The following is a 19,519-nucleotide window of genomic DNA, read 5'->3' on the forward strand; positions in this document are numbered from 1 at the left end:
CGCTTCCAGACGAGGCCGTTAAGACCGACCTTCCGGTGGAAGGTCGGTCAGGCCGAGAGTCCCTGCGAGCTGAACCGGAGCGCGCAGCGCGAACGGCGAAGCCGCCCCAGGGGAAACGATCAGTTTCCCGTGGGGGAAGGCTTCCAGCACCTTCTGGTAGGAACCCTCGATGCAACCTTCCACCAGCAGCTTTTCGCAGTTGAGCTGCTGCATCATCAGGCCTTGCTGGAACAGGGGAATGTTGTCCTGCGCAATGACCTCCGGGCCCTTCTTACCAATGTAGGCGGGCACTTCCACCATGGCATCATAGGGCATATTCGGCAATGCACCACGGTTCTCGGTAATGACCAGGAAACGAGCCTTGGTATCGTTCTTGAGGGCAATGGCCAGATCGGCAATCCAGTCGCCGTGGCTGCCTGCATAGAACACGTCTTCGGTAATCTCGCCCGTAGCCAGGTACTTGTCAATACCGTCGAAGAGATTCTTCTCACGGGTTTCCATGACCTCATTGGCGCGGGTATGGTCGGCGCTGGAATGTTCCACGAACTCTTTTTGCTGCAGATAATAGTTCAAATAGGTGTTGGGCAGGGTGTCCGGGAAATTCTTCATGATTTCGTAAACGCCCTTCCACACATAGTACCAGCTGTCCTTGGTATGGCGGTTGCCTTCACCGGAACCAGTCAGAGCTTTTTTGTCTGCCAGGTAGGCTGCGGGCAGAAGGATCTCGTGTTCCATGATGTAATCCCGCAGTTTGGGCATCAAGTCCTCGCCCTTGTACTCGATGGAAGTGAACCAGCCGAAATGGTTAAGTCCGTAGCAGTCATAGACAATATTCTTCTTATCCTTGATGCCCATGGCTGCAGCGACCACATCAATGATGGCGATGGGCATATCGCAGATATTGATAATGCGGGCATTGGGACGCAGCTTGCGGCAGGCTTCCGATACAATGGAAGCGGGATTAGAGTAAAAGAGAATCCAATAGCTGGGTTTGGCGTACTTTTCCACATCGTCAATGACCTTAATCATGGGGAAGATGGTTCGCATACCATAGTGTCTGCTCACGTTCCAACGCAAAAGAAGCTTTTGCAAGGGTGCTCAAAACCTAAATTCCTGACTACTAAAAGCCAAACCGATGGAGATGCCATTTCACATTTCCGTCGGTTTGGCTTATGGGGAGAAAACAGCGCTGGCAACTTTTACAGCTTTGAAGCCGCCAAGTCAACAATTTACCTTTTGCAATTGATTTTGCTTTGCGCGAAATTGTTATCCTACAATTATCGGTTAACTTTGTAGAGAATTCTTGCCTCCCAGGGCTGCAAAGTATCGGGGGTGGCGGTACAGTTTTCAATCAGAACCCGGGCGCCGCACCAATTTTCAGGCACAGTCCAGGGGGTGGCTTCGTCGCCGAAGTTGCACACCACCAGCATTTGCTCCGCCCCCAGTGCCCGCTCATAGATAAACAAGCGGGGATGCTCCTCTTCCAGCAAGGTAAAGTCACCATCCACAAAGACCGCGTACTGTTTGCGCAGGGAAATGAGCTTCTGGTAATAGGCAAACACCGAATCTGGGGCGGCCAGTTCCTCCCCGGCGTTGACGGTGGTATAGTTGGGATTCACCGGCAGCCAGGGGGTGCCGGTGGTAAATCCGGCGTTGGGGGTATCATCCCACTGCATAGGCGTGCGTGCATTATCCCGCCCTTTGGCGTAGATGGAGGCCATAACTTCCGCTTCCGGGTACCCTTCGGCCATCCGCTTATGATAGAGGTTATGAATCTCCACATCCCGGTACTGCTCTATGGGCAGCTGGATGTTGGTCATACCCAGTTCCTCGCCCTGGTAGATATAGGGCGTACCCTGCATACCGTGAAGCATGGTGGCCAGCAGTTTGGCGGAACGGCCCCGGTACTGCCCGTCGTTGCCCCAGCGGGAGACGATGCGGGGCAGATCGTGGTTGTCCAGGAAAAGGCTGTTCCAGCCGCAGCCATGAAGTTCCCGCTGCCAGCGGGCAAAGCTCTGCTTCATCTTGACAAAAGGCAGGGGTGCCAGGTCCCATTTTTCCTTGCCGGGCTGCTGGTCCAGACACATCTGCTCAAACTGGAACACCATGGACAGCTCGCTGCCGTCGGGGGCACTGTACAGTTTGGCCCGGGGGATGTCTGCGCCCCAGGCTTCGCCCACCGTGACCAGGCAGCCTTTCTGGAAGGTTTCGGCGCTGAGTTCCCGCAAGAATTCATGCAGGCGCGGGCCGTTGTTGGTGATTTTGCGGTCCGGTTCCTTGGCGATCTGGTCGATCACATCCAGGCGGAAGCCTTCCACCCCCTGGTCCATCCACCACAGGATCATATCATAAATTTCCCGCCGCAGAGCCGGATTTTCCCAGTTCAGGTCGGGCTGCTGGGGGGCAAACTGGTGGAAATAATACTGCTGCACCTCAGGCACCCACTCCCAGGCAGGGCCGCCAAACACCGCCTGCATATCGTTGGGCAGCTGGTCGGGGGTACCATCCCGCCAGACATAATAATCATGGTAGGGATTTTCCCGACTTTGGCGGGCCTGTTGGAACCAACGGTGCTGATCGGAAGTATGGTTGAGCACCAGGTCCATCATGATGCCGATACCCTGGCGCTTGCCCTCCCGTATGAGAGTGCGCATATCCTCCAGCGTGCCGAACAGCGGGTCAATATCCCGATAATCCGAGATATCATATCCGTTGTCCACCTGAGGTGACGCGAATACCGGGGAAAGCCAGATCACATCCACCCCCAGGGTCTGCAGATAATCCAACCGCCGGACAATGCCGGGAATATCCCCCACACCACTGCCGGTGGTATCCTGAAAGCTGCGGGGATAAATCTGGTACACGACGGCGGATTTCCACCAGTCTTTTTTTGTCTTGTCAAGCATACGCTTCCTCCTGTGCCCAAAAGGCACTCATTGTAAGGCGGTCTTTACGCCAGAACCTCCCGCAAAAGGCGGGCATAGTCGGCACCGTCGCAGTATAAATCGCAGGGCGGCGGTGTTACACCGTCGGTATTGAGAAAACAGGTTCGGATTCCCAGTGCCCGGGCAGGGGCCATATCGTCCTCGGGACTGTTGCCAACCATCAGGCAATTCCGGGGCGGCACCCCCGCCGCTTGCAGCGCCAGACGGAAATAGTCCAGGTCCGGCTTTTTGACACCGTGATCCGAAGAGATAAAAATTTTATCGAATCGATCCCACAACCTCAGACGGCGCATTTCCGGCTCGGTGAACAGACGCTGGGCGTTGGACAGCAGAAAGACCCGCTTGCCTGCACCGCGCAGTGCATCCAACAGGCTACCCGCTCCGGGGTACAGTTTCGATACATCGGTGGAACAGGCACGAAACATCCGCCCCACCTCGGCAAGAACGGAGGGCGGAACCGATGCCACCTCTTTTTGGGCGAACAGCGCCCCAAACACCTGCTCCAGACGAATTTCCACCAGCCTTTTGCCGGTAGCGGCCTGGGCAGCTGCCTCCTGCCGGGAGATTTCCCTCCGATAAGCGGCACGCAGTGTTCCGGGCGTGTAGGATGCCCCATAGTACCCGTACAGATAACACAGGGGCCGCCACACCCGGGTCAAATCCTCCTCGTCCGTATGGATTCGGATGAGGGTTCCGTACAGATCAAAAAAGACCACTTCCATGTCTTTCATTGGCTTCTCCTTGTGGGGCCGGCAACATCAGCGCCGGATGCAGATCCCGCCGGGGGCCAGCCGGTTCCCGGTCAGACCACGTTCAAACAGGATCTCTTTTTCCGGGCAAAGTTCCCAGGGTGTATTTCCGGCGTTGAGCAGTACCTCCACCCTGCCCCGGCAGTACCACACCTGCCGGGCCCCGGGGGCTTGCCGGAACACCGGCATGCCGTCCCGCAGTTCGGGCAGGGTGCGGCGCAGGGCGATGAGACGGCGCAGCTGATCGATCCTCTGCTGGTTTTCGGTGGTATTCATCTTGTCCCAGGGCATGCAGCGGCGGCAGTCCGGGTCATGGCCGCCGGGCAGAGCCACCTCGGTACCGTAATAGATGCAGGGGCTGCCGGGCAGCGTGAACAGCAGCGCCAGCTGCTGGAAAAAGGCATCCTCACTGCCCGAACGGGTGAACAGCCGGTCGGTATCATGGGAATCCATCAGGTTAAACAGCACCTCGGTGGTCTGGCAGCGGTAAAGGTGCAGGCAGCGGTAAAGCTGCTCTGCCAGTTCCCCGGCCGTCCGGGCAGAGTCGGCAAAAAAGTCCTTCACCGCCTGCTGCAGGGGGTAGTTCATCACAGCGTCGTACTCGTCCCCTTCCAGCCAGGGGGAAGCATCGTGCCAGATCTCCCCCAGCAGGTAGACATCGGGACGGATGGCCCGCACCCGACGGCGCAGTTCCTTGAGCATCCGGTGGGAGATTTCGTTGCCCACATCAAAGCGGATGCCGTCCACGCCGTAATCCCGCACCCAGCTTTCGCACAGGGTACCGAAACAGTCGATGACGGCGGGGTTGTTGGTATTCAGCTTGGGCATATCCGCCGCAAAGGCAAAGGAAAAATACCGTCCGTCCCGGGTACCGCCCGGGGCTGCTTCCGGCGGCCAGCGGTTGACCATGAACCAGTCCCAGTAAGGAGAGTCGGGGCCTTTTTCCATCACATCCCGCCAGGGGGCAAAGTGGGGGCCGCAGTGGTTGAACACCGCATCCAGCATGACCCGGATGCCCCGGGTATGGGCCTGTTCCACCAGCTGTTTTAAATCGGCGTTGGTGCCAAGGTCGGGGTCCACCCGGGTATAATCCCGGGTGTCGTACCGGTGTGCCGAGTCCGCCGCAAAGATGGGATTGAGATACAGACCGCTGACGCCCAGGGAGGCCAGATAGTCCAGCTTTTCGCAGATGCCGGGCAGGTCGCCCCCAAAACGTTCCCTGTTGGTCACGGGGCCTTCCCGCCAGGGGGTCTGGTTGGCACTGCCCTTGCTGCGGCAGAACCGGTCGGGGAAGATCTGGTACCAGACAGTATCACGCACCCAGGCAGGGGGCGCCGGGATATCGGCTGGGTTCATCCAGGGCTGGTAAAAGCCCGCCGGGTGTGTTCCGTCCTGCCGGTCAGGGGTACAGAAACCGTCCTCGCCGTACAGCCAGACCTGCCCGCCGCTGTGCAGTTCAAAATGGTAGCGGCACCGCTTGTAGGGCGGGCGGATCACCGCAGTCCACCACAGGGCATGGTCCAGGGGCTGGGGGTCGGTCAGTTCCCGGCACTGGCCGTGCCAGCGCTCGGCCCCGCCCAGAATCCCCGCCTCAAAGGGGTCGCCCCAGTGCAGGAAGACCCGTTCCACCTCGGGGCCGGTCTGCAGGCGCAGCACCAGCTCGTCGGCGTTCAAGGCATAGCTCCAGGGTGCCTGGGCCCTGTGAAAAACCGCGGCAAAATTCATACCATATTCCTCCGTTGCAGGATCAGCGGCCGGTAAGCGTGCAGGGCGGCCGCGGCCCGGTCCAGGTCAGACAGCCGCCACTCCCAGTTGGGGGAGCCTACGGTGCCGGGGGTGTTCATCCGGGCGCTGGCGTCCAGTTCCAGTATATCCTGTACCGGCAAAATCGTCCAGCGCGCCGGGGATGCCAACGCGCACCGCACCAGCCGCTGCACCACCGTGCCGGTGCCGAAGCCCTGCCGCCGCAGCCAGCGGCGCAGCTTGCGCCGGGCGGCCACGGTCAGGCTGTTGTACCATTCCAGCAGGGTGGCGTTATCATGTGTACCGGTATAACAGATCAGGTTTTCGCTTTGGGACCCGGTATCCCGGGCCTGTTTGCCGGCAGTATCCAGGGTAAATTCCAGCACCTTCATGCCTTTCAGGCGGTAGTGGTCCCGCAGGGCCAGCACCTCCGGGCGCAGGTCTCCCAGGTCCTCGGCCACCAGTTCCAGGCCGGGCAGTTCCCGGTAAAGGGTGTCCAGCACCGCGTAGCCGGGGGCCTCGATCCAATCCCCTTCCATGGCGGTGGGGCAGGATGCGGGTATCTTCCAGTAGGTATCAAAGGCGCGGAAATGGTCAATGCGGATCACATCAAAGAGCTGTTTGTTGTACCCGATGCGCCGCACCCAGAAATCAAACCCGGTTTGCTGCAAATGGCCCCAGTCATAGATGGGGTTACCCCACCGCTGGCCGGTGGCGCTGAAATAGTCCGGCGGCACCCCGGCCACCCAGGCGGGGCGGCCGTCGGCGTCCAGCAGGAAGTTTTCCTTCCCGGCCCAGACGTCCACCGAGTCCACCCCCACATAGAAGGGTACATCCCCCATGATGCGGATGCCTTTTGCGGCAGCAGCGGCCCGTACCGCCTGCCACTGGCGGGCAAACTGGTATTGCAGGAAGGTCTGGTACTCCATCTCTTCCCGGTAGGGGGTCAGGTCCCCGGCCCGGTTTTCGGGCCAGGTGCGCTGCCATTCCGGCCATTCCAGCCAGCAGCGGTTGTCGTTTTCCTTTTTAAAAGCCCGGAACACCGCGTAGTCCCGTACCCAGTCCCGGGCGGCAAAGGCCCGGTAGTCCTCGTCGGGCACAAAAGCCTGCCAGGCAGCGCGCAGCAGCGGTTCCTTGTACCGGCGCACGGCCTCATAGTCCACATGGCCGGCGGGCAGCGGAAAGGCTTCCGGCAGATTCGGCAAAAGTCCCTGGGCGGCCAGCTCCTCCAGGCTGAGGTACATTTCATCCCCCGCACAGGAGGAATAGGGCTGGTAGGGGGAATTGCCGTAGCCGGTGGGGTTCAGGGGCAGGATCTGCCAGATGGTCACGCCGTTTTGCTCCAACAGTTCCAGCCAGGCCCGGGCCGCAGGGCCCAGGTCGCCGATGCCATAGGGCGACGGCAGAGAGGATACTGCCAGCAGAATGCCCGTTTCTTTTTGTTGTACGCACATGGGCGTCACCTCACAGATGCCAGATATCACGGTTGTACTCGGCAATGGTGCGGTCGGAGGAGAAGAACCCTGCCTTGGCAATGTTCACCAGGGCCTTGCGGCTCCAGACAGCTTCGTCCTCGTAGTCGGCCAGCATCCGCTCCTTGACAGCGATGTACTCCTTCACATCCAGCAGGGTCATGAACCAGTCCTTGCTGATCAATTCCTTGTACAGGCGGCAGAGGCTTTCCACATCGCCGATGCGCAGCATCTTTTTGTCCACGATAAAGTCCACCAACCGGGCAATATCGGGGTCGCCGTCGTAGAATTCCGCCGGGTGGTAGGCATTTTCGGCATAGAGGCGGATGACTTCTTCGGAGCTTTTGCCGAAGCAGTAGATGTTCTCCTCCCCTACCAGGTCGGCGATCTCCACATTGGCGCCGTCACGGGTACCCAGGGTCACAGCGCCGTTGAGCATGAACTTCATGTTGCCGGTGCCGGAAGCCTCCTTGGAGGCCAGGCTGATCTGCTCCGAGATATCGCAGGCGGGAATGACCTTGGCCGCCTTGGTCACGTTGTAGTTTTCGATCATGACCACTTTCAGCCAGGGGCTGACCTCAGGGTCATGGTCGATAAGGTCGGCCAGGCAAAGAATCAGGTGGATGATATCCTTGGCGATGGTGTAGGCGGGGGCCGCCTTGGCGCCGAAGATCATGGTCACGGGGCGGGCCGGTTTGCGGCCTGCCTTGATCTCCAGGTACTTGTAAATGGCATAGAGGGCGTTCATCTGCTGGCGCTTGTACTCATGCAGGCGCTTGACCTGCACATCGAACACCGAGTCGGTGTCCAGCACGATGCCCTGGGTGGATTCCAGATAGCGGGACAGTTCCTCCTTGTTCTGCTTTTTGATGGCACGCAGGGTGCGCAGCACCTGGGGATCGTCCCGGTAGGCCAGCAGTTTTTCCAGCTGATCGGCATCCGCCTTGAAACCGGGGCCGATGAGGCTCTCGATATAGGCAGCCAGCGGCTGGTTGCAGTGGAGCAGCCAACGGCGGAAGGTAATGCCATTGGTCTTGTTGTTGAACTTTTCGGGATAAAGTTCATAGAAGGACCGCAGTTCCGATTCTTCCAGAATTTTGGTATGAAGGGCTGCCACACCGTTGACACTGTACCCGTAGTGAATATCGATGTGGGCCATGTGTACCCGGTCCTGGTCGTCCAGAATGGCCACACGGGGGTCGCTGCTCACGGCCTTGGCGCGGCGGTCCAGTTCCTCAATAATGGGCACCAGCTGAGGCACCGCCCGGCGCATAAAGTCCATGGGCCATTTTTCCAGGGCTTCGGCCAGAATGGTGTGGTTGGTGTAGGCGCAGGTCAGGCTGACCTCCCGCACGGCATCGTCCATGGACATGCCCTGCTCGGTGAGCAGGCGGATCAGTTCTGGAATGATCATGGTGGGGTGGGTATCGTTGATCTGCACCGCCACATGCTCATGGAGGGTATCGGGGGTGTAGCCCCGTTCAGCCAGTTCTTTCAGGATCAGCTGGGCCGTGCTGCTCACCAGGAAATACTGCTGATAGACACGCAGCAGCCGCCCGGCGTCGTCGCTGTCATCAGGGTAAAGGAAGAGCGTCAGGGTATGGGGAATATCGCTCTTGTCGAAGGAGATGCCCTCCCCGATGCGGGATTCATCCACCGTATCCACGTCAAACAGATGCAGGGCGTTGCACTGGCCGTTGTAGCCGGGCACCGCAATGTCGTACATGATGGAGTTCAGGCTGAACCCGCCGAAAGGCACCGTGAACCGCACACCGGTATCGGTCAGCCAGCTCTGGGGGGTGATCCAGGGGTTCTTTTCTTCTTTCTGCTTGTGGTTTTCCAGCTTCTGGTAGAACAGGCCGTCGTGGTAGTTCAGCCCGGCGCCGTCGCCGCAAAGGCCCAGCGTGGCAATGGAATCCAGGAAGCAGGCCGCCAACCGTCCCAGGCCGCCGTTTCCCAGGGAGGGTTCGTTTTCCGCCTCCTCAATGGCGGTCAGTTCGTGGCCGTGGCGGGCCAGCAGGTCTTTGGCCTCCTCAAACAGGCCCAGGTTGATGAGGTTGTTGCTCAGCAGTTTGCCGATGAGAAATTCCGCCGATACATAGTACAATTTGCGGTCGTCGGTGGTCTTGGGCAGAGCCGCCATCTTTTCTTTGGTAAACAGCATCAGCGCCTGGTAGACCTGGCGGCTGTCGGCGGTGTCCAGGGTTTTGCCAAACTGTTCGTTCAGGATTTCCTGCAGTCTCTGTTCCATCATACTTTCCCTCACTTATGATCAAAAAAATCCGTCACGGAGCGTTCCAGTGCCTCGTACACCCGCAAAAGTTCGCCCACGCTCCAGGCCTGGGCAAAGCACCCGCGGGAGGCGGTGGGGTTTTCGCCGTCGTAGATTTCGGGCAGCTGGCCCACGCAGCCCTCCCGCAGGGCGGGTTCCAGGGCGGTAAGCCAGTGGGCCACCTGCCGCCGGGCGGCGGCGCTGTGGCCATTCACTTTCAGGTAGGCCAGGTAAAAGGCACCCAGGGGGAAGGGCCACACCGTCCCCTGGTGGTAGGCCAGGTCCCGCTCTTTCTGGGGGCCGCCGTACACCGGGTGGAAGGCCGGGTCCCCGGGGGCCAGGGTGCGCAGCCCCACCGGGGTGTACAGTTCCCGCTGAACCGTGGCCACCACCCGGGCTTCCTGCCCGGGGTCCAGCAGCGGGAAGGGCTGGGCTACGGCCCAGATCTGGTTGCAGCGGATCTGTTCATCCTGCCCGGTGCCGGAAATAACATCCCGCAGGCAGCCTGCTTCCTCCCGCCAGAAGGCGGCCCGGAAGCTTTCCCGCACACGGTCGGCCAGGGCGGCGTAGTCCCGTCCGTCCAGCTCCAGGGTGGCGGCCAGTTCCGCCAGCATCCGCAGGGCGTTGTACCAGTAGGCGTTGATCTCCACCGGTTTGCCGTGGCGGGGGGTGGGCAGGATCTCCCCGATGCGCACATCCATCCAGGTCACCTGATCCAGCCCCTGCCCTGCGGCGATCAGGCCGTCCGGTTCCATGTGAATGCCGAACCGGGTACCGCTCCGGTAGGCTGCCACGATGCGCTCCATCACCGGCCAGGCCCGGCGCACAAAGTCCAGATCTCCGGTGTAGCGGGCGTAGAGCCACACATCCCGGATAAAAAGCAGCGCCGCGTCCACCGTGTTGTACATGGGAGCGGTTTTGCCTTCCGGGAAAAGATTGGGCATCAGGCCGTCCTGCTCATACTGCAAAAAGGTTTCCAGGATGCTTTTGGCCTCGGCATAGCGGCCGGTGGAAAGAGTACAGCCCGGCAGGGCGATCATGGTATCCCTGCCCCAGTCCTCAAAGAAGGGGTAGCCTGCCAGAATGGTCTTGCCGCCGGTGGAGTCCCGCCGGGCGATGAACGCTGCCCCGGCCTGGGCCAGCTGCCGGGCCGCCGTGGCCCGGAACCCGCCCTGCCGTTCCCACAGGCGGCAGCGCCTGTCGGCCTGCCGCAGCACCCGGGCTGCCGGGGGCGCTGTTTTTTCCAGCGTGAACACCAGATCCAGCGTTTGACGGCTGCCGGGGGCCACGGTGCATACCACCTGCAGGCAGGCGGCGGTCAGGCCGGTTTTGCGCCGGCCGTCCGGTGCATCGCAGGGGTAGTACAGCGTCTGCCAGCCCAGGGGGCAGGGGGTCAGCTGCCCGTTGGTGCGCACCGTCAGGTCCAGCCCGGCAGCGGTCACCCGGTTGCCCCGCAGGGTAAAGGTCTGGGTCTTGCGCAGGTTTTTGCCCTTGGGTACAAACTGCAGCCAGGGGGTCACCGTCAGGGTGCAGGGGGTATCGCCGGGATTTTCCAGCTGATAGCGCAGAGCCACGGTGTTCTGTTCCCAGTCCATGGCCAGTTCTTTTTCCACCTGTACCCCCTGCCACTGGTAGACCCACCGGGGCAGGCCGTCCACCTGGGCAAAGCAAAGGTTCTGCCAACCTTCCTCGGGGCTGCCCTTGGCAAAGGTCTGGGTGGAAAGATGGGTAGCGGCCCCGTTCCGGGTCAGTTCCTCCTCCACCCGATGGACGATGTTCCACCGCACATTGGGGGCCCGGGTGCAGGCCATCAGCAGGGCGTGGTCATTGCGGGCAGCCCCGCCGGTAAGGGTCTGGGAGCAAAAGCCCCCCAGCCCGTTGGTCAGCAGAAAGCAGTGCTCCGCTCTGCGGGCGCTGTCTGCCAGGTCCTGTTTGCCAAACACAAAACGCATGGTATCTCTTTCTTTCTCACAGTTGGGATGGTTTGCCCAGAATCAGGGCCGTGCCGGGCGCCGCCGTAAAGGTGGGGGCGGTTTGCGGCTGCTGCCAGCCAAAGGTGGTTTCTCCATCGGCCAGGCACTGCCAGTCCTCGCCGTCCGGTGTACAGGTATATGCCTGTCCCGAGGCATTGTATACAAGGTACAGCTGCCCCCATCGGCTGCCGGTATTGTCCAGCAGCGCCGTCACACAGCGGGGGGCGGGAGTTTCTACCCGCAGCAGCCGCCGGGCGGCCCCGGCGCTCTTGTCGCACAGGGCGGGCAGCTGCTTGCGCAGCGCCATCAGGCCCCGGTAGCAGTCCACCAGGTCCCGGTGGTCCCAGGCCCGCTGCCAGTCCAGCCGGTTCAGGGTAATGGGCGCATTGTGGGTGTCCCGCTGGCCCTGCTTGGTACGGCCGAATTCCTCGCCCGAAAGCAGGAACAGCCGCCCCTGGCAGGTCATGTAGACCGCTGCCGCCAGCCGGTTGGCCCGCAGCACCCGGGGTGTGCCTTCGTCGTAGCGCCGCCGGGGGTCCAGGGTATCCACCAGTTTGTCCCACAGGGTCACATCGTCATGGCAGGACACATAGGTGATGGTCTGGGTGGGGGCCGCCGTATGGAAGCCCCGCCCGCCGGGGCACCAGGCCGTCAGACTTTGGGCCACGGCCCCCTCTTTGCCGCGGCCGCCGTTGACAAAACCGGCGCTTCGGGTGTGCTGTACACTGCCTTTGACCGCATCCCGCACGGCGTCGCAGAAGGCGCCGATCTCCGGGTCCAGGGTGGGCAGGCTCTTTTTGCCCGCCAGCCGGGTCCCCCGTTTGCAGGCGGTGGGGCCGGCGGCCCAGGGTTCACCAAAGACCAGTTTTTCTCCCCGGCCGTAGCGGGCATCCAATGCGGCGCGGATGCGCTGCATCAGGTCGGTGTCCAGCAGGCCCATCAGGTCAAAGCGGAAACCGTCCATGTGGTATTCCCCGGCCCAATAGAGCACCGAGTCCAGAATATACTGGCCGCACATGGAGCGCTCACTGGCCAGGTCGTTGCCGCAGCCGGACCCTTCGGACCAGCTGCCGTCGGGCCGGTGGCGGTAGTAGTAGCCGGGCACCGTGCGTTCCAGCCAGGAATCCCGGTGGTAGGTGTGGTTGTACACCACATCCATAATCACCCGAAACCCCTGCCGGTGCAGCGACTGGACCAGCTCTTTCAGTTCCCGGATGCGCAGAGCGCCGTCCCGGGGGTCCAGAGAATAGGAGCCTTCCGGCACATTGTAGTTGACGGGGTCGTACCCCCAGTTGAAGGAGGCATCGGGGGCCGCTTCGTCCACCGAGCCGTAATCAAACACCGGCATCAGCTGGATGTAGTTCACCCCCAGCCGCCGCAGGTAGCCGAGGCCGGTGGGGTGCTGCCCGTCCCCGTACAGGGTGGTATCGGTACAGGTGAATGCCTTGTACTTGCCCCGGTACGCCTGCGGGAACCCGCCGCTTTCGTCCCAGGAAAATTCCCGCACATGCACTTCGTAGATGATATCCTCCGCCTGGCGGGCGGGGGCCTTGTCCTGCTGCCAGCCCTCGGGGTCGGTGGCGGGCAGGTCCACCACCATGCTGCGGCCGCCGTTGCAGCCGCAGGCCCGGGCGTAGGGGTCGGCGGTGGTGCGGGTCACGCCGTCCACCGTCACCGCAAAGTCGTAGTAAACACCCGCCAGCCGCCGGGGTGTTTCGTAGTACCAGACGCCCCGGTCCTGGGGTTCCATCTCCACACATTCCAGCGGGTCCGAAACCACCCCTTCGGGGTAAAGCCGCAGCTGCACCCGCTGGGCCGTGGGGGCCCACAGGCGGAACCGGGTGCCGGTGTCGGTCAGGCGGGCGCCCAGGTCGCCGCCGTCATAGTGGTATTGCCGGGCAAATTGGGGGCTGTTGAAATCCATACAGGGAACACTCCTCTGGCAGGGTCGGCCGCCGGGAGATCAGCCCTTGACGGCGCCCGACATGCCATCCACGTAATATTTCTGCAGTTTCAGGAACAAAATCGCAATGGGGATAGAGATGAGCACCGCACCGGCGGCAAAGCTGGTGTACCAGCTGTCGATGTACTCTTTTTCCAGCATCTTCCACAGGCCGATGGCCACGGTGTACTGGTCGGAGTTGGCGCGGCAGATGACCTTGGCAAAGATGAAATCCACCCAGGGGCCGATGAAGGCGGTAAGCACGGTGTAAACGATAACAGGCTTGCTCAGGGGCAGGGTGATCTTGGTAAAGATCTGCCAACGGGTGCAGCCGTCGATGCGGGCGGCCTCGTCCAGGGCCATGGGCATGGTATCAAAGAAGCCTTTGGCGATCTGGAAGCTCAGGGCCGCGCCGCCGGAATAGCACAGGATCAGCGCCAGCCGGATCAGGGAACCCTCGGTCAGGCCGATGGCCTTGAGGATGAAGTAAACGGCGATCATGGACATAAAGCCGGGGAACAGGCCCAGGATCATAGCCATGTTCATGTAGGGCTTGCGCATCTTGAACCGCATGCGGGACAGGCAGAAAGCCGCCGACAGCACATAGAAGCTGGACAAAATGCAGGAACAGATGGCGATGATCAGGGTATTCATGAACATCTGGGGGAAGTTGAGGATGGTGGTGTCGGTAAAGAGTTTGATGTAGTTGTCCAGGGTCAGGCTTTTGGGAAAGAAGGTGGAAACGTAGGAACCTTTTTCCGCCCGGAAGCTGGTCATAATGACCCACAGCACCGGGAACACCCAGATGGCTGCCAGCACGGCCAGCAGGCTGTGGATCAGGATATTGTTGCGCCGACGGATGGCTTTTGCACTCTTGTACTGTTTCATGGCTTAAAAACCGCCCTCCTCTTTATAAGACTTGCTGCGCCGGTAGCTGAACAGGGCGCCCACCGACAGGATAATGAAGGTCATGATGCCGACCACAGCGCCCACATTGTAGTACTGTTTGTCGATGGTCAGCTTGTACAGCCAGGTGACCAGCAGGTCGGTGCTGCCTGCGGCGGAAGCCAGGTTGGTGACCGGGTCGCCGCCGGACAGCAGATAGATGACGTTGAAGTTGTTCACGTTGCCGGTGAAGGTGGCAATCAGGTAGGGGGTGGTTACGTAGAGCATGTAGGGCAGCGTAATGCTGCAGAAGGTGCGCACCGGACCGGCGCCGTCCACCTTGGCGGCTTCGTACAGTTCCGCCGGGATGCTCTGCAGCACGCCGGTCAGCTGCATCAGGGTGTAGGGCACGCCCACCCAGATGTTGATGACGATGACGGTGACCCGGGCCCAGGTAGGATCGGTGAAGAAAGGCAGGCTGGCGTCCGGGGCAATAAGGCCCAGGCTGCGCAGCAGCACGTTGACGGCGCCGTTGGGCTGCAGCATGGTGCGCATGATCAGCAGCGAAACGAACATGGGCACCGCGCTGGACAATACGAAGCAGAACCGCCAGAAGCCTTTGGCGCGGGTATCCTTGCGGTTGATGAGCAGCGCCAGCAGCATGCCGAAGATGTAGTTGGTAAAGGTGGCAAACACTGCCCAGACCAGCGTCCAGACCAGGACCGACCAGAAGGTGCTGCCCAGGATGCTGTTGGAGTCAAACAGGGCGGCGAAGTTTTCCAGCCCCACCCAGTCGAACAGGACCAGATGGTTGTCGATCTTGCTGTAGTTGGTAAAGGCCATGCAGATCATGAAGATCAGCGGCAGAATGGTCAGCGCCGTGATGAAGAACATGGGCGGCGTCATCAGCAGCCGGTAGATGTTGTCGTCCAGCAGGGTGGTCAGGTCCTCCCGGAAGGTGTTCACATGGCTGCCCTTTTGCTGCAGGCACTGGGCCTTGTAGGCGCTTTTCAGGCTGCCGCGCCAGATCAGGAACATGACCAGCGTCAAAAGCAGGGTGGCCACACCGTAAAGCAGCAAAAGCACGGACTGGTCGCCCTGCACATACAGGTAGACCTGCTGGGCTTCGTCCCAGACTTCCTGCTGTTCCACCTCGCCCAGGGTGATGAGCATGGCCAGGTTATGCAGGCCGTACCGCACCATAAAGGCCAGGTACCCCAGCTCCGCCGCCAGGTAGAGGATGCCTTTGACCACCTGCCCGTGGCAGATGCTGCCCAGGCCCATGACCACCGCCGAAAGCCGGGTGGTCGTATCGCCCTGCCCCAGGGCCGCCAGGCAGGTATAGGGGGAATAGCCCTTGGTTTGTTTTGCGTTTAAGATATTCATTGTTTTCCACCTCACGCGCTGCTCAGATTCCGTCGCTGTTCATGGCGTCATTCATGGCCTTGGTCTGTTAGGCGGCGTTCTCCTTGGTCACGCTGCCGTTGCGGATGGCCTTGCCCATATTCTCCACCGGGGTCCAGCAGTTGTTCATGGCCGCCACAAAAGGCTGCAGGATGGAGGTCCGGTCAAAGGTATCGTTCTGGGCCTGGACCACCGGGTCCGCCGCGATCTCAGGGTCGCTGTTCAGTTCGGTGTTGCAGGGGATCACGTTGCGCAGTTCATAGTGCAGCCGCTGGGCTTCGGCAGAACCCAGGTACATGGCCAGCTCCACCGAGGCTTTCATATACTTGGTGGCGGTGTTCACGCCGATGGCCTTGGACCCGGCGTATGCGTACATCTGCTTTTCCTCCCCGTTCAGGGTGTAGGTGGGCAGGGCCGCCACGCCCATATCGTCGCCCAGGATCTCCTGTACCGCCGCCGCATCCCAAGAGCCGGAGAAGATGGCGTTGATGCTGCCGTCCCGCAATCCCGCCAGACCGGAACCGTCCTGGTCGATCTTGAAGTTGGGGTTGGATGCCAGATCCACCAAGTACTCGGTCACTTCCACGGCGTTCTCCCCGCCGAAGTCGGCGCCCAGTTCCTCCTGGGTGCCGTCCCCGAAGAGGGTGCAGCCGTTGCCGAAGTAGAACGCCGGCAGGTACCAGGAGTTCACGAAGGGGAAGCTGACCACGCCTTTTTCCAGCATAGTGTCCAGGCTTTTCACGTCCTCCTCGGTAAAGACGCTCTTGTCATAGTACATGTACCAGGTATTGGTGGTGAACGGCACACCGTAGATGTTGCCGTCCAGCGTCAGGGAGTCCAGCAGCGTTTCGCTGTTGGTGGCCTGCAGTTCCTCGGCATAGATGCCGCCGAACTTGGCCAGGGCGTTGGCATCGGTCATAATGGTCAGGGTGTCATTGGCGTACATGAATACGTCGGCGCTGGCCTCGGGGTCCTGAGCTACCGCCCCCGCCGCCGAAGCTTCGTCCGACACACCATACACAAAGGTGATGTCCCACTCCGGGTGCAGGGCTGCAAAGTTCTCGCAGCAGGTCTGCAGCCACTGGCCGCTGTCTTTGGACTGGTCCTCCGACGGGGACCATACCATCAGACGAATCTTTTCAGCGCCGCTATCGCCGGACACAGGACCACAGCCTGCCAGCAAAAGTCCCGCCGCACACAGGCCCGCGGCAAGTCGTAACGATTTCTTGTGCATGCTTACTCCTCATTGTTTCGTTTTGTTTCGCTACATTCACTATACACTCCTCCCCCATCAGAATCAAGACTTTCCAGAAAAACCGCAGTTTTTTCTGCTTTCTTCACAACCAAGCAAAGGGTAAATTGTGCTTTTTCACAGCACAGCGAAACAATGCGAAACCACCTTACGAACCTTTCCGCTACTGGTGATTGCCTTTTGCCCGAATTGAGGGTATAATACAGATAAAAAACAGAGTAACAGCGGAGAATATGTATGGTCACCATTCAAGATATCGCGGAAAAATTAAATGTTTCCAAAGGGACGGTCTCCAAGGCATTGAACGGTGCGACAGACGTTAGCGAAACATTGCGAAAATCCATCTTGGAGACCGCTGTGGAGATGGGTTATTCCCGCACCCTCCACAAGCGGGACGCCAAGACCCTTTGCATCTTTATCGAGAACATGTCCTGCCAAGAGCCCAACGATTTCGGCTACGATATTGTGGTAGGATTCCGCAAAGCGGCGGAGCCTTCTGGGTATCTGGTGGAGGTGGTCCCTCTGGACGACAAAACCCAGAAGCGCACCCGCTACGACGAGTATATGCTCAAACACAACTATGCCGGAGCGTTGTTCCTGGGATTGTCCCTTTCGGACGTATGGCTGCACGACCTACAGACTGCCCACACCCCCGCCGTGTTGCTGGACAACTACATCAAAGCCAACCCCTACACTTGTTATATGGGTGTTGACAACGCCGAGGGCATGGACCTGGCGGTGGCCCACCTGCGCAGCCTGGGGCACACCCGCATCGGCTATCTCAGCGGCGGGCTGGGTTCTTATGTAAACCAGGCCCGGTACAGCGCCTTTTTCCACGCGCTGCGCAAAAACGATCTGCCGGATGACCCTCACCTGGCGGGCAGCGATTATTTCTTCTCGGAATGCCTGCAAAAGCATCTGCCTACCCTGCTCAAGCAGAATGTAACGGCCATTCTGTGCAGCCATGACCTGCTGGCCCATACGGTGATGCTCCACTGCCTGGAACTGGGCATCCGCATCCCCCAGGATCTGAGCATCATCGGCTTTGACGACCTGCCCCTGTGTTCCTACACCATGCCACCGCTGACCACCATCCGCCAGGACCGCACCCAGCTGGGCAAAAGCGGCTTTTACGCTCTTTCCAGCCTGTTGGCCGGGGTGCCCATCAGCACCCTGCTGCTCCATGCCCAATTAATCCTTCGTCAATCTACTGCAGCTCCAAAAGAGCACCCGTAAAACACAAAAAGACAGATACATTATGTCAGACCCTTGCTGGAAGCTGTTTTCGGCGCATATAAAATCTCGCCCGACTTTGTAGCGGTGCGAGTTTTTTGTATCAAATATACTTTCCAATACTTTTCTCCCATTTATATCCCAATAACCAATTCACATTTGCGCCCCCTTGGATCTCAAAATGCAAATGCGGCCCTGTCGCCCTCCCAGTTTGCCCCACATATGCTATGACCTGTCCGGATTTCACCTGCTGCCCCGCTGTAACACAGATACTGGAGCAATGGGCATACAAGGTCGTGAGTCCGCTGCCATGGTCGATCTTGACATAGTACCCGTAGCTTCCACCCCAACTATCAGTGGCGTTGGCAATGGTCACGGTGCCATCTGCGGCAGCAAGGATAGGTGTACCTTCCGGGGCTGCGATATCAGTACCGCTATGGTAGCTGATTTCTCCTGTGATAGGATCGGTACGATAGCCTTGCGGCGAAGTAATCGTACCCGCAATCGGTAACGGCCATTGCAGAACGCCATCCGCGAAAACTGTATCCATACCGGGCGTCATGACATCCCCACTTCCCTGCACAAAACCACCCAGCAGTCCCCCCCAAAGAGTTGCGTTATCTTCATCGGAAAGCAGTGTCAGATATTCGTTCTGTCTGTCTGTGAAGCGATAGGTTTCCCGCATTTTCTCCGGGGTGTGGTGGGTCAGTTCGATGATCAACACTGTTTCTGTAATCATCACGGTTTCCGATTCGCCCTCCTCATTGGTTTGCTCCACCTCACTGGTTTGTGTTTCGGTACGCCAGTCCAATTCATTCATATCCCACAGCACCGTGCGCAGACGATCCACATTATCCGCATCCAGGTAGGCAACAGCGGCACCGTTGGCATCGCCCGCCGTTTGAGAAGCAAAGACCGCCAGAACATCCTGCCACGCGATAGCATAACTGCCATCGTTTGACTCGATCTCCTGGCGGTCATATTCTGTGCTGTCCTCAATTTCTTCTAGTTGGTCCCGATATTCTTCGTTAAGCAATTGCTTTTATTGCTCTCCCTCATTGGTGGCACGATATACGCTTCCGTTTCTCTGACCATTCAAGTGTTGGAATACTGGAAAAAGAAAAAGGACTGACATAATTGGCAACAGTCCATCTTCCCTGTTATACACAGTGACAACAAAAGAAAAGAGCCAGCAACTTACGTTGTTGGCTCTTTTTGGTGCACTTCCAGGGACTCATCCGGTTGCGGCGTGTCGCGCTGACATCGCGCGTTACCACGCGCTCGCATCGCTCTGCGCCGCTGCCCAGCCCGCTCCGGCTCGCTGCATCCGCCACTGGCGGCGCTCGCCTCCGGGGCACCCAGGACCCGCTTCAGCGGTCCGATGGAGTACGGGCCCCAGGCAAACATACCAAAAGCAAAGGGCCACCCAAATGGGTGACCCTTTGCTTTTGGTGCGCTTCCAGGGACTCGAACCCTGGGCCCGCTGATTAAGAGTCAGCTGCTCTACCAACTGAGCTAGAAGCGCATATGGGGCCGCCGCTGTGTGCGGCCCGTTTTTGGGTAAAAGAGAAAGCCGGCGCCTACCTATTTTTGCGGGTCGTCTCCAACCAACTATCTTCGGCACGACAGAGCTTAACTACTGTGTTCGG

13 protein-coding genes and 1 tRNA gene are annotated in these 19,519 nt (G+C 59.8%); 1 reads left to right on the top strand and 13 read right to left on the bottom strand.

The window, feature by feature from the left end; translation table 11 throughout:
- Positions 1-18: 18 nt before the first annotated feature.
- The 11 genes from B5E65_RS15350 to B5E65_RS15400 form a co-directional block, all read right to left on the bottom strand.
- Positions 19-1,047, bottom strand: coding sequence for a family 4 glycosyl hydrolase (locus B5E65_RS15350; protein ID WP_242957588.1), 1,029 nt, complete (start codon positions 1,045-1,047; stop codon positions 19-21).
- Positions 1,048-1,277: 230 nt separating this feature from the next.
- A complete protein-coding gene (locus B5E65_RS15355) occupies positions 1,278-2,906 on the bottom strand; it encodes a glycoside hydrolase family 13 protein (protein ID WP_087172640.1) in 1,629 nt (542 codons plus the stop codon).
- 44 nt (positions 2,907-2,950) lie between these two features.
- Positions 2,951-3,676: an HAD family hydrolase gene (locus B5E65_RS15360; RefSeq protein ID WP_087172641.1), complete on the bottom strand. Its 726-nt coding sequence runs from the start codon at positions 3,674-3,676 to the stop codon at positions 2,951-2,953.
- Positions 3,677-3,703: 27 nt separating this feature from the next.
- Positions 3,704-5,419, bottom strand: a complete 1,716-nt coding sequence (locus tag B5E65_RS15365; RefSeq protein ID WP_087172642.1) for a glycoside hydrolase family 13 protein — start codon at positions 5,417-5,419, stop codon at positions 3,704-3,706.
- Entirely contained in the window at positions 5,416-6,891 is a 1,476-nt protein-coding gene (gene malQ / locus B5E65_RS15370; RefSeq protein WP_087172643.1) for a 4-alpha-glucanotransferase, read from the bottom strand. The genes B5E65_RS15365 and malQ overlap by 4 nt, the downstream gene beginning before the upstream one ends.
- A gap of 10 nt (positions 6,892-6,901) precedes the next feature.
- A complete protein-coding gene (locus tag B5E65_RS15375; protein ID WP_343286409.1) occupies positions 6,902-9,163 on the bottom strand; it encodes a glycogen/starch/alpha-glucan phosphorylase in 2,262 nt (753 codons plus the stop codon).
- An 8-nt stretch (positions 9,164-9,171) separates the two neighbouring features.
- Positions 9,172-11,133 carry an amylo-alpha-1,6-glucosidase gene (locus tag B5E65_RS15380; RefSeq protein WP_087172645.1) on the bottom strand — a complete coding sequence of 654 codons (1,962 nt, stop codon included), beginning with the start codon at positions 11,131-11,133 and terminating at the stop codon, positions 9,172-9,174.
- Between the two features lie 16 nt (positions 11,134-11,149).
- Positions 11,150-13,078, bottom strand: a complete 1,929-nt coding sequence (gene pulA, locus B5E65_RS15385) for a type I pullulanase (RefSeq protein WP_087172646.1) — start codon at positions 13,076-13,078, stop codon at positions 11,150-11,152.
- Between the two features lie 39 nt (positions 13,079-13,117).
- The gene (locus tag B5E65_RS15390; RefSeq protein WP_087172647.1) at positions 13,118-13,984 is read right to left on the bottom strand and encodes a sugar ABC transporter permease; all 867 of its coding nucleotides are present in this window, start codon (positions 13,982-13,984) and stop codon (positions 13,118-13,120) included.
- A gap of 3 nt (positions 13,985-13,987) precedes the next feature.
- Positions 13,988-15,367 (bottom strand): carbohydrate ABC transporter permease, encoded by a 1,380-nt coding sequence (locus B5E65_RS15395; RefSeq protein ID WP_087172648.1) that lies wholly within the window; start codon positions 15,365-15,367, stop codon positions 13,988-13,990.
- A 67-nt stretch (positions 15,368-15,434) separates the two neighbouring features.
- A complete protein-coding gene (locus tag B5E65_RS15400; protein WP_087172649.1) occupies positions 15,435-16,619 on the bottom strand; it encodes an extracellular solute-binding protein in 1,185 nt (394 codons plus the stop codon).
- Between the two features lie 255 nt (positions 16,620-16,874).
- On the opposite strand from B5E65_RS15400, the gene B5E65_RS15405 reads away from it, so the two are divergent.
- Positions 16,875-17,873 (top strand): LacI family DNA-binding transcriptional regulator, encoded by a 999-nt coding sequence (locus B5E65_RS15405; RefSeq protein WP_087172650.1) that lies wholly within the window; start codon positions 16,875-16,877, stop codon positions 17,871-17,873.
- Between the two features lie 100 nt (positions 17,874-17,973).
- On the opposite strand, the gene B5E65_RS15410 is transcribed toward B5E65_RS15405, so the two are convergent.
- Positions 17,974-18,906, bottom strand: a complete 933-nt coding sequence (locus B5E65_RS15410; protein ID WP_242957589.1) for a M23 family metallopeptidase — start codon at positions 18,904-18,906, stop codon at positions 17,974-17,976.
- Positions 18,907-19,319: 413 nt separating this feature from the next.
- Positions 19,320-19,395 (bottom strand) — tRNA-Lys (locus B5E65_RS15415).
- Positions 19,396-19,519: the final 124 nt, after the last annotated feature.

The organism is Gemmiger sp. An120 (assembly GCF_002160955.1).
GTDB classification, from domain to species: Bacteria; Bacillota; Clostridia; order Oscillospirales; family Ruminococcaceae; genus Gemmiger_A; species Gemmiger_A avium.

What these genes read in the sequence shown, in the direction of transcription:
- B5E65_RS15350 (WP_242957588.1), bottom strand. Translation starts at nt 1,047, where the DNA reads ATGCGAACCATCTTCCCCATGATTAAGGTCATTGACGATGTGGAAAAG.
- B5E65_RS15355 (WP_087172640.1), bottom strand. Translation starts at nt 2,906, where the DNA reads ATGCTTGACAAGACAAAAAAAGACTGGTGGAAATCCGCCGTCGTGTAC.
- B5E65_RS15360 (WP_087172641.1), bottom strand. Translation starts at nt 3,676, where the DNA reads ATGAAAGACATGGAAGTGGTCTTTTTTGATCTGTACGGAACCCTCATC.
- B5E65_RS15365 (WP_087172642.1), bottom strand. Translation starts at nt 5,419, where the DNA reads ATGAATTTTGCCGCGGTTTTTCACAGGGCCCAGGCACCCTGGAGCTAT.
- malQ (WP_087172643.1), bottom strand. Translation starts at nt 6,891, where the DNA reads ATGTGCGTACAACAAAAAGAAACGGGCATTCTGCTGGCAGTATCCTCT.
- B5E65_RS15375 (WP_343286409.1), bottom strand. Translation starts at nt 9,163, where the DNA reads ATGATGGAACAGAGACTGCAGGAAATCCTGAACGAACAGTTTGGCAAA.
- B5E65_RS15380 (WP_087172645.1), bottom strand. Translation starts at nt 11,133, where the DNA reads ATGCGTTTTGTGTTTGGCAAACAGGACCTGGCAGACAGCGCCCGCAGA.
- pulA (WP_087172646.1), bottom strand. Translation starts at nt 13,078, where the DNA reads ATGGATTTCAACAGCCCCCAATTTGCCCGGCAATACCACTATGACGGC.
- B5E65_RS15390 (WP_087172647.1), bottom strand. Translation starts at nt 13,984, where the DNA reads ATGAAACAGTACAAGAGTGCAAAAGCCATCCGTCGGCGCAACAATATC.
- B5E65_RS15395 (WP_087172648.1), bottom strand. Translation starts at nt 15,367, where the DNA reads ATGAATATCTTAAACGCAAAACAAACCAAGGGCTATTCCCCCTATACC.
- B5E65_RS15400 (WP_087172649.1), bottom strand. Translation starts at nt 16,619, where the DNA reads ATGCACAAGAAATCGTTACGACTTGCCGCGGGCCTGTGTGCGGCGGGA.
- B5E65_RS15405 (WP_087172650.1), top strand. Translation starts at nt 16,875, where the DNA reads ATGGTCACCATTCAAGATATCGCGGAAAAATTAAATGTTTCCAAAGGG.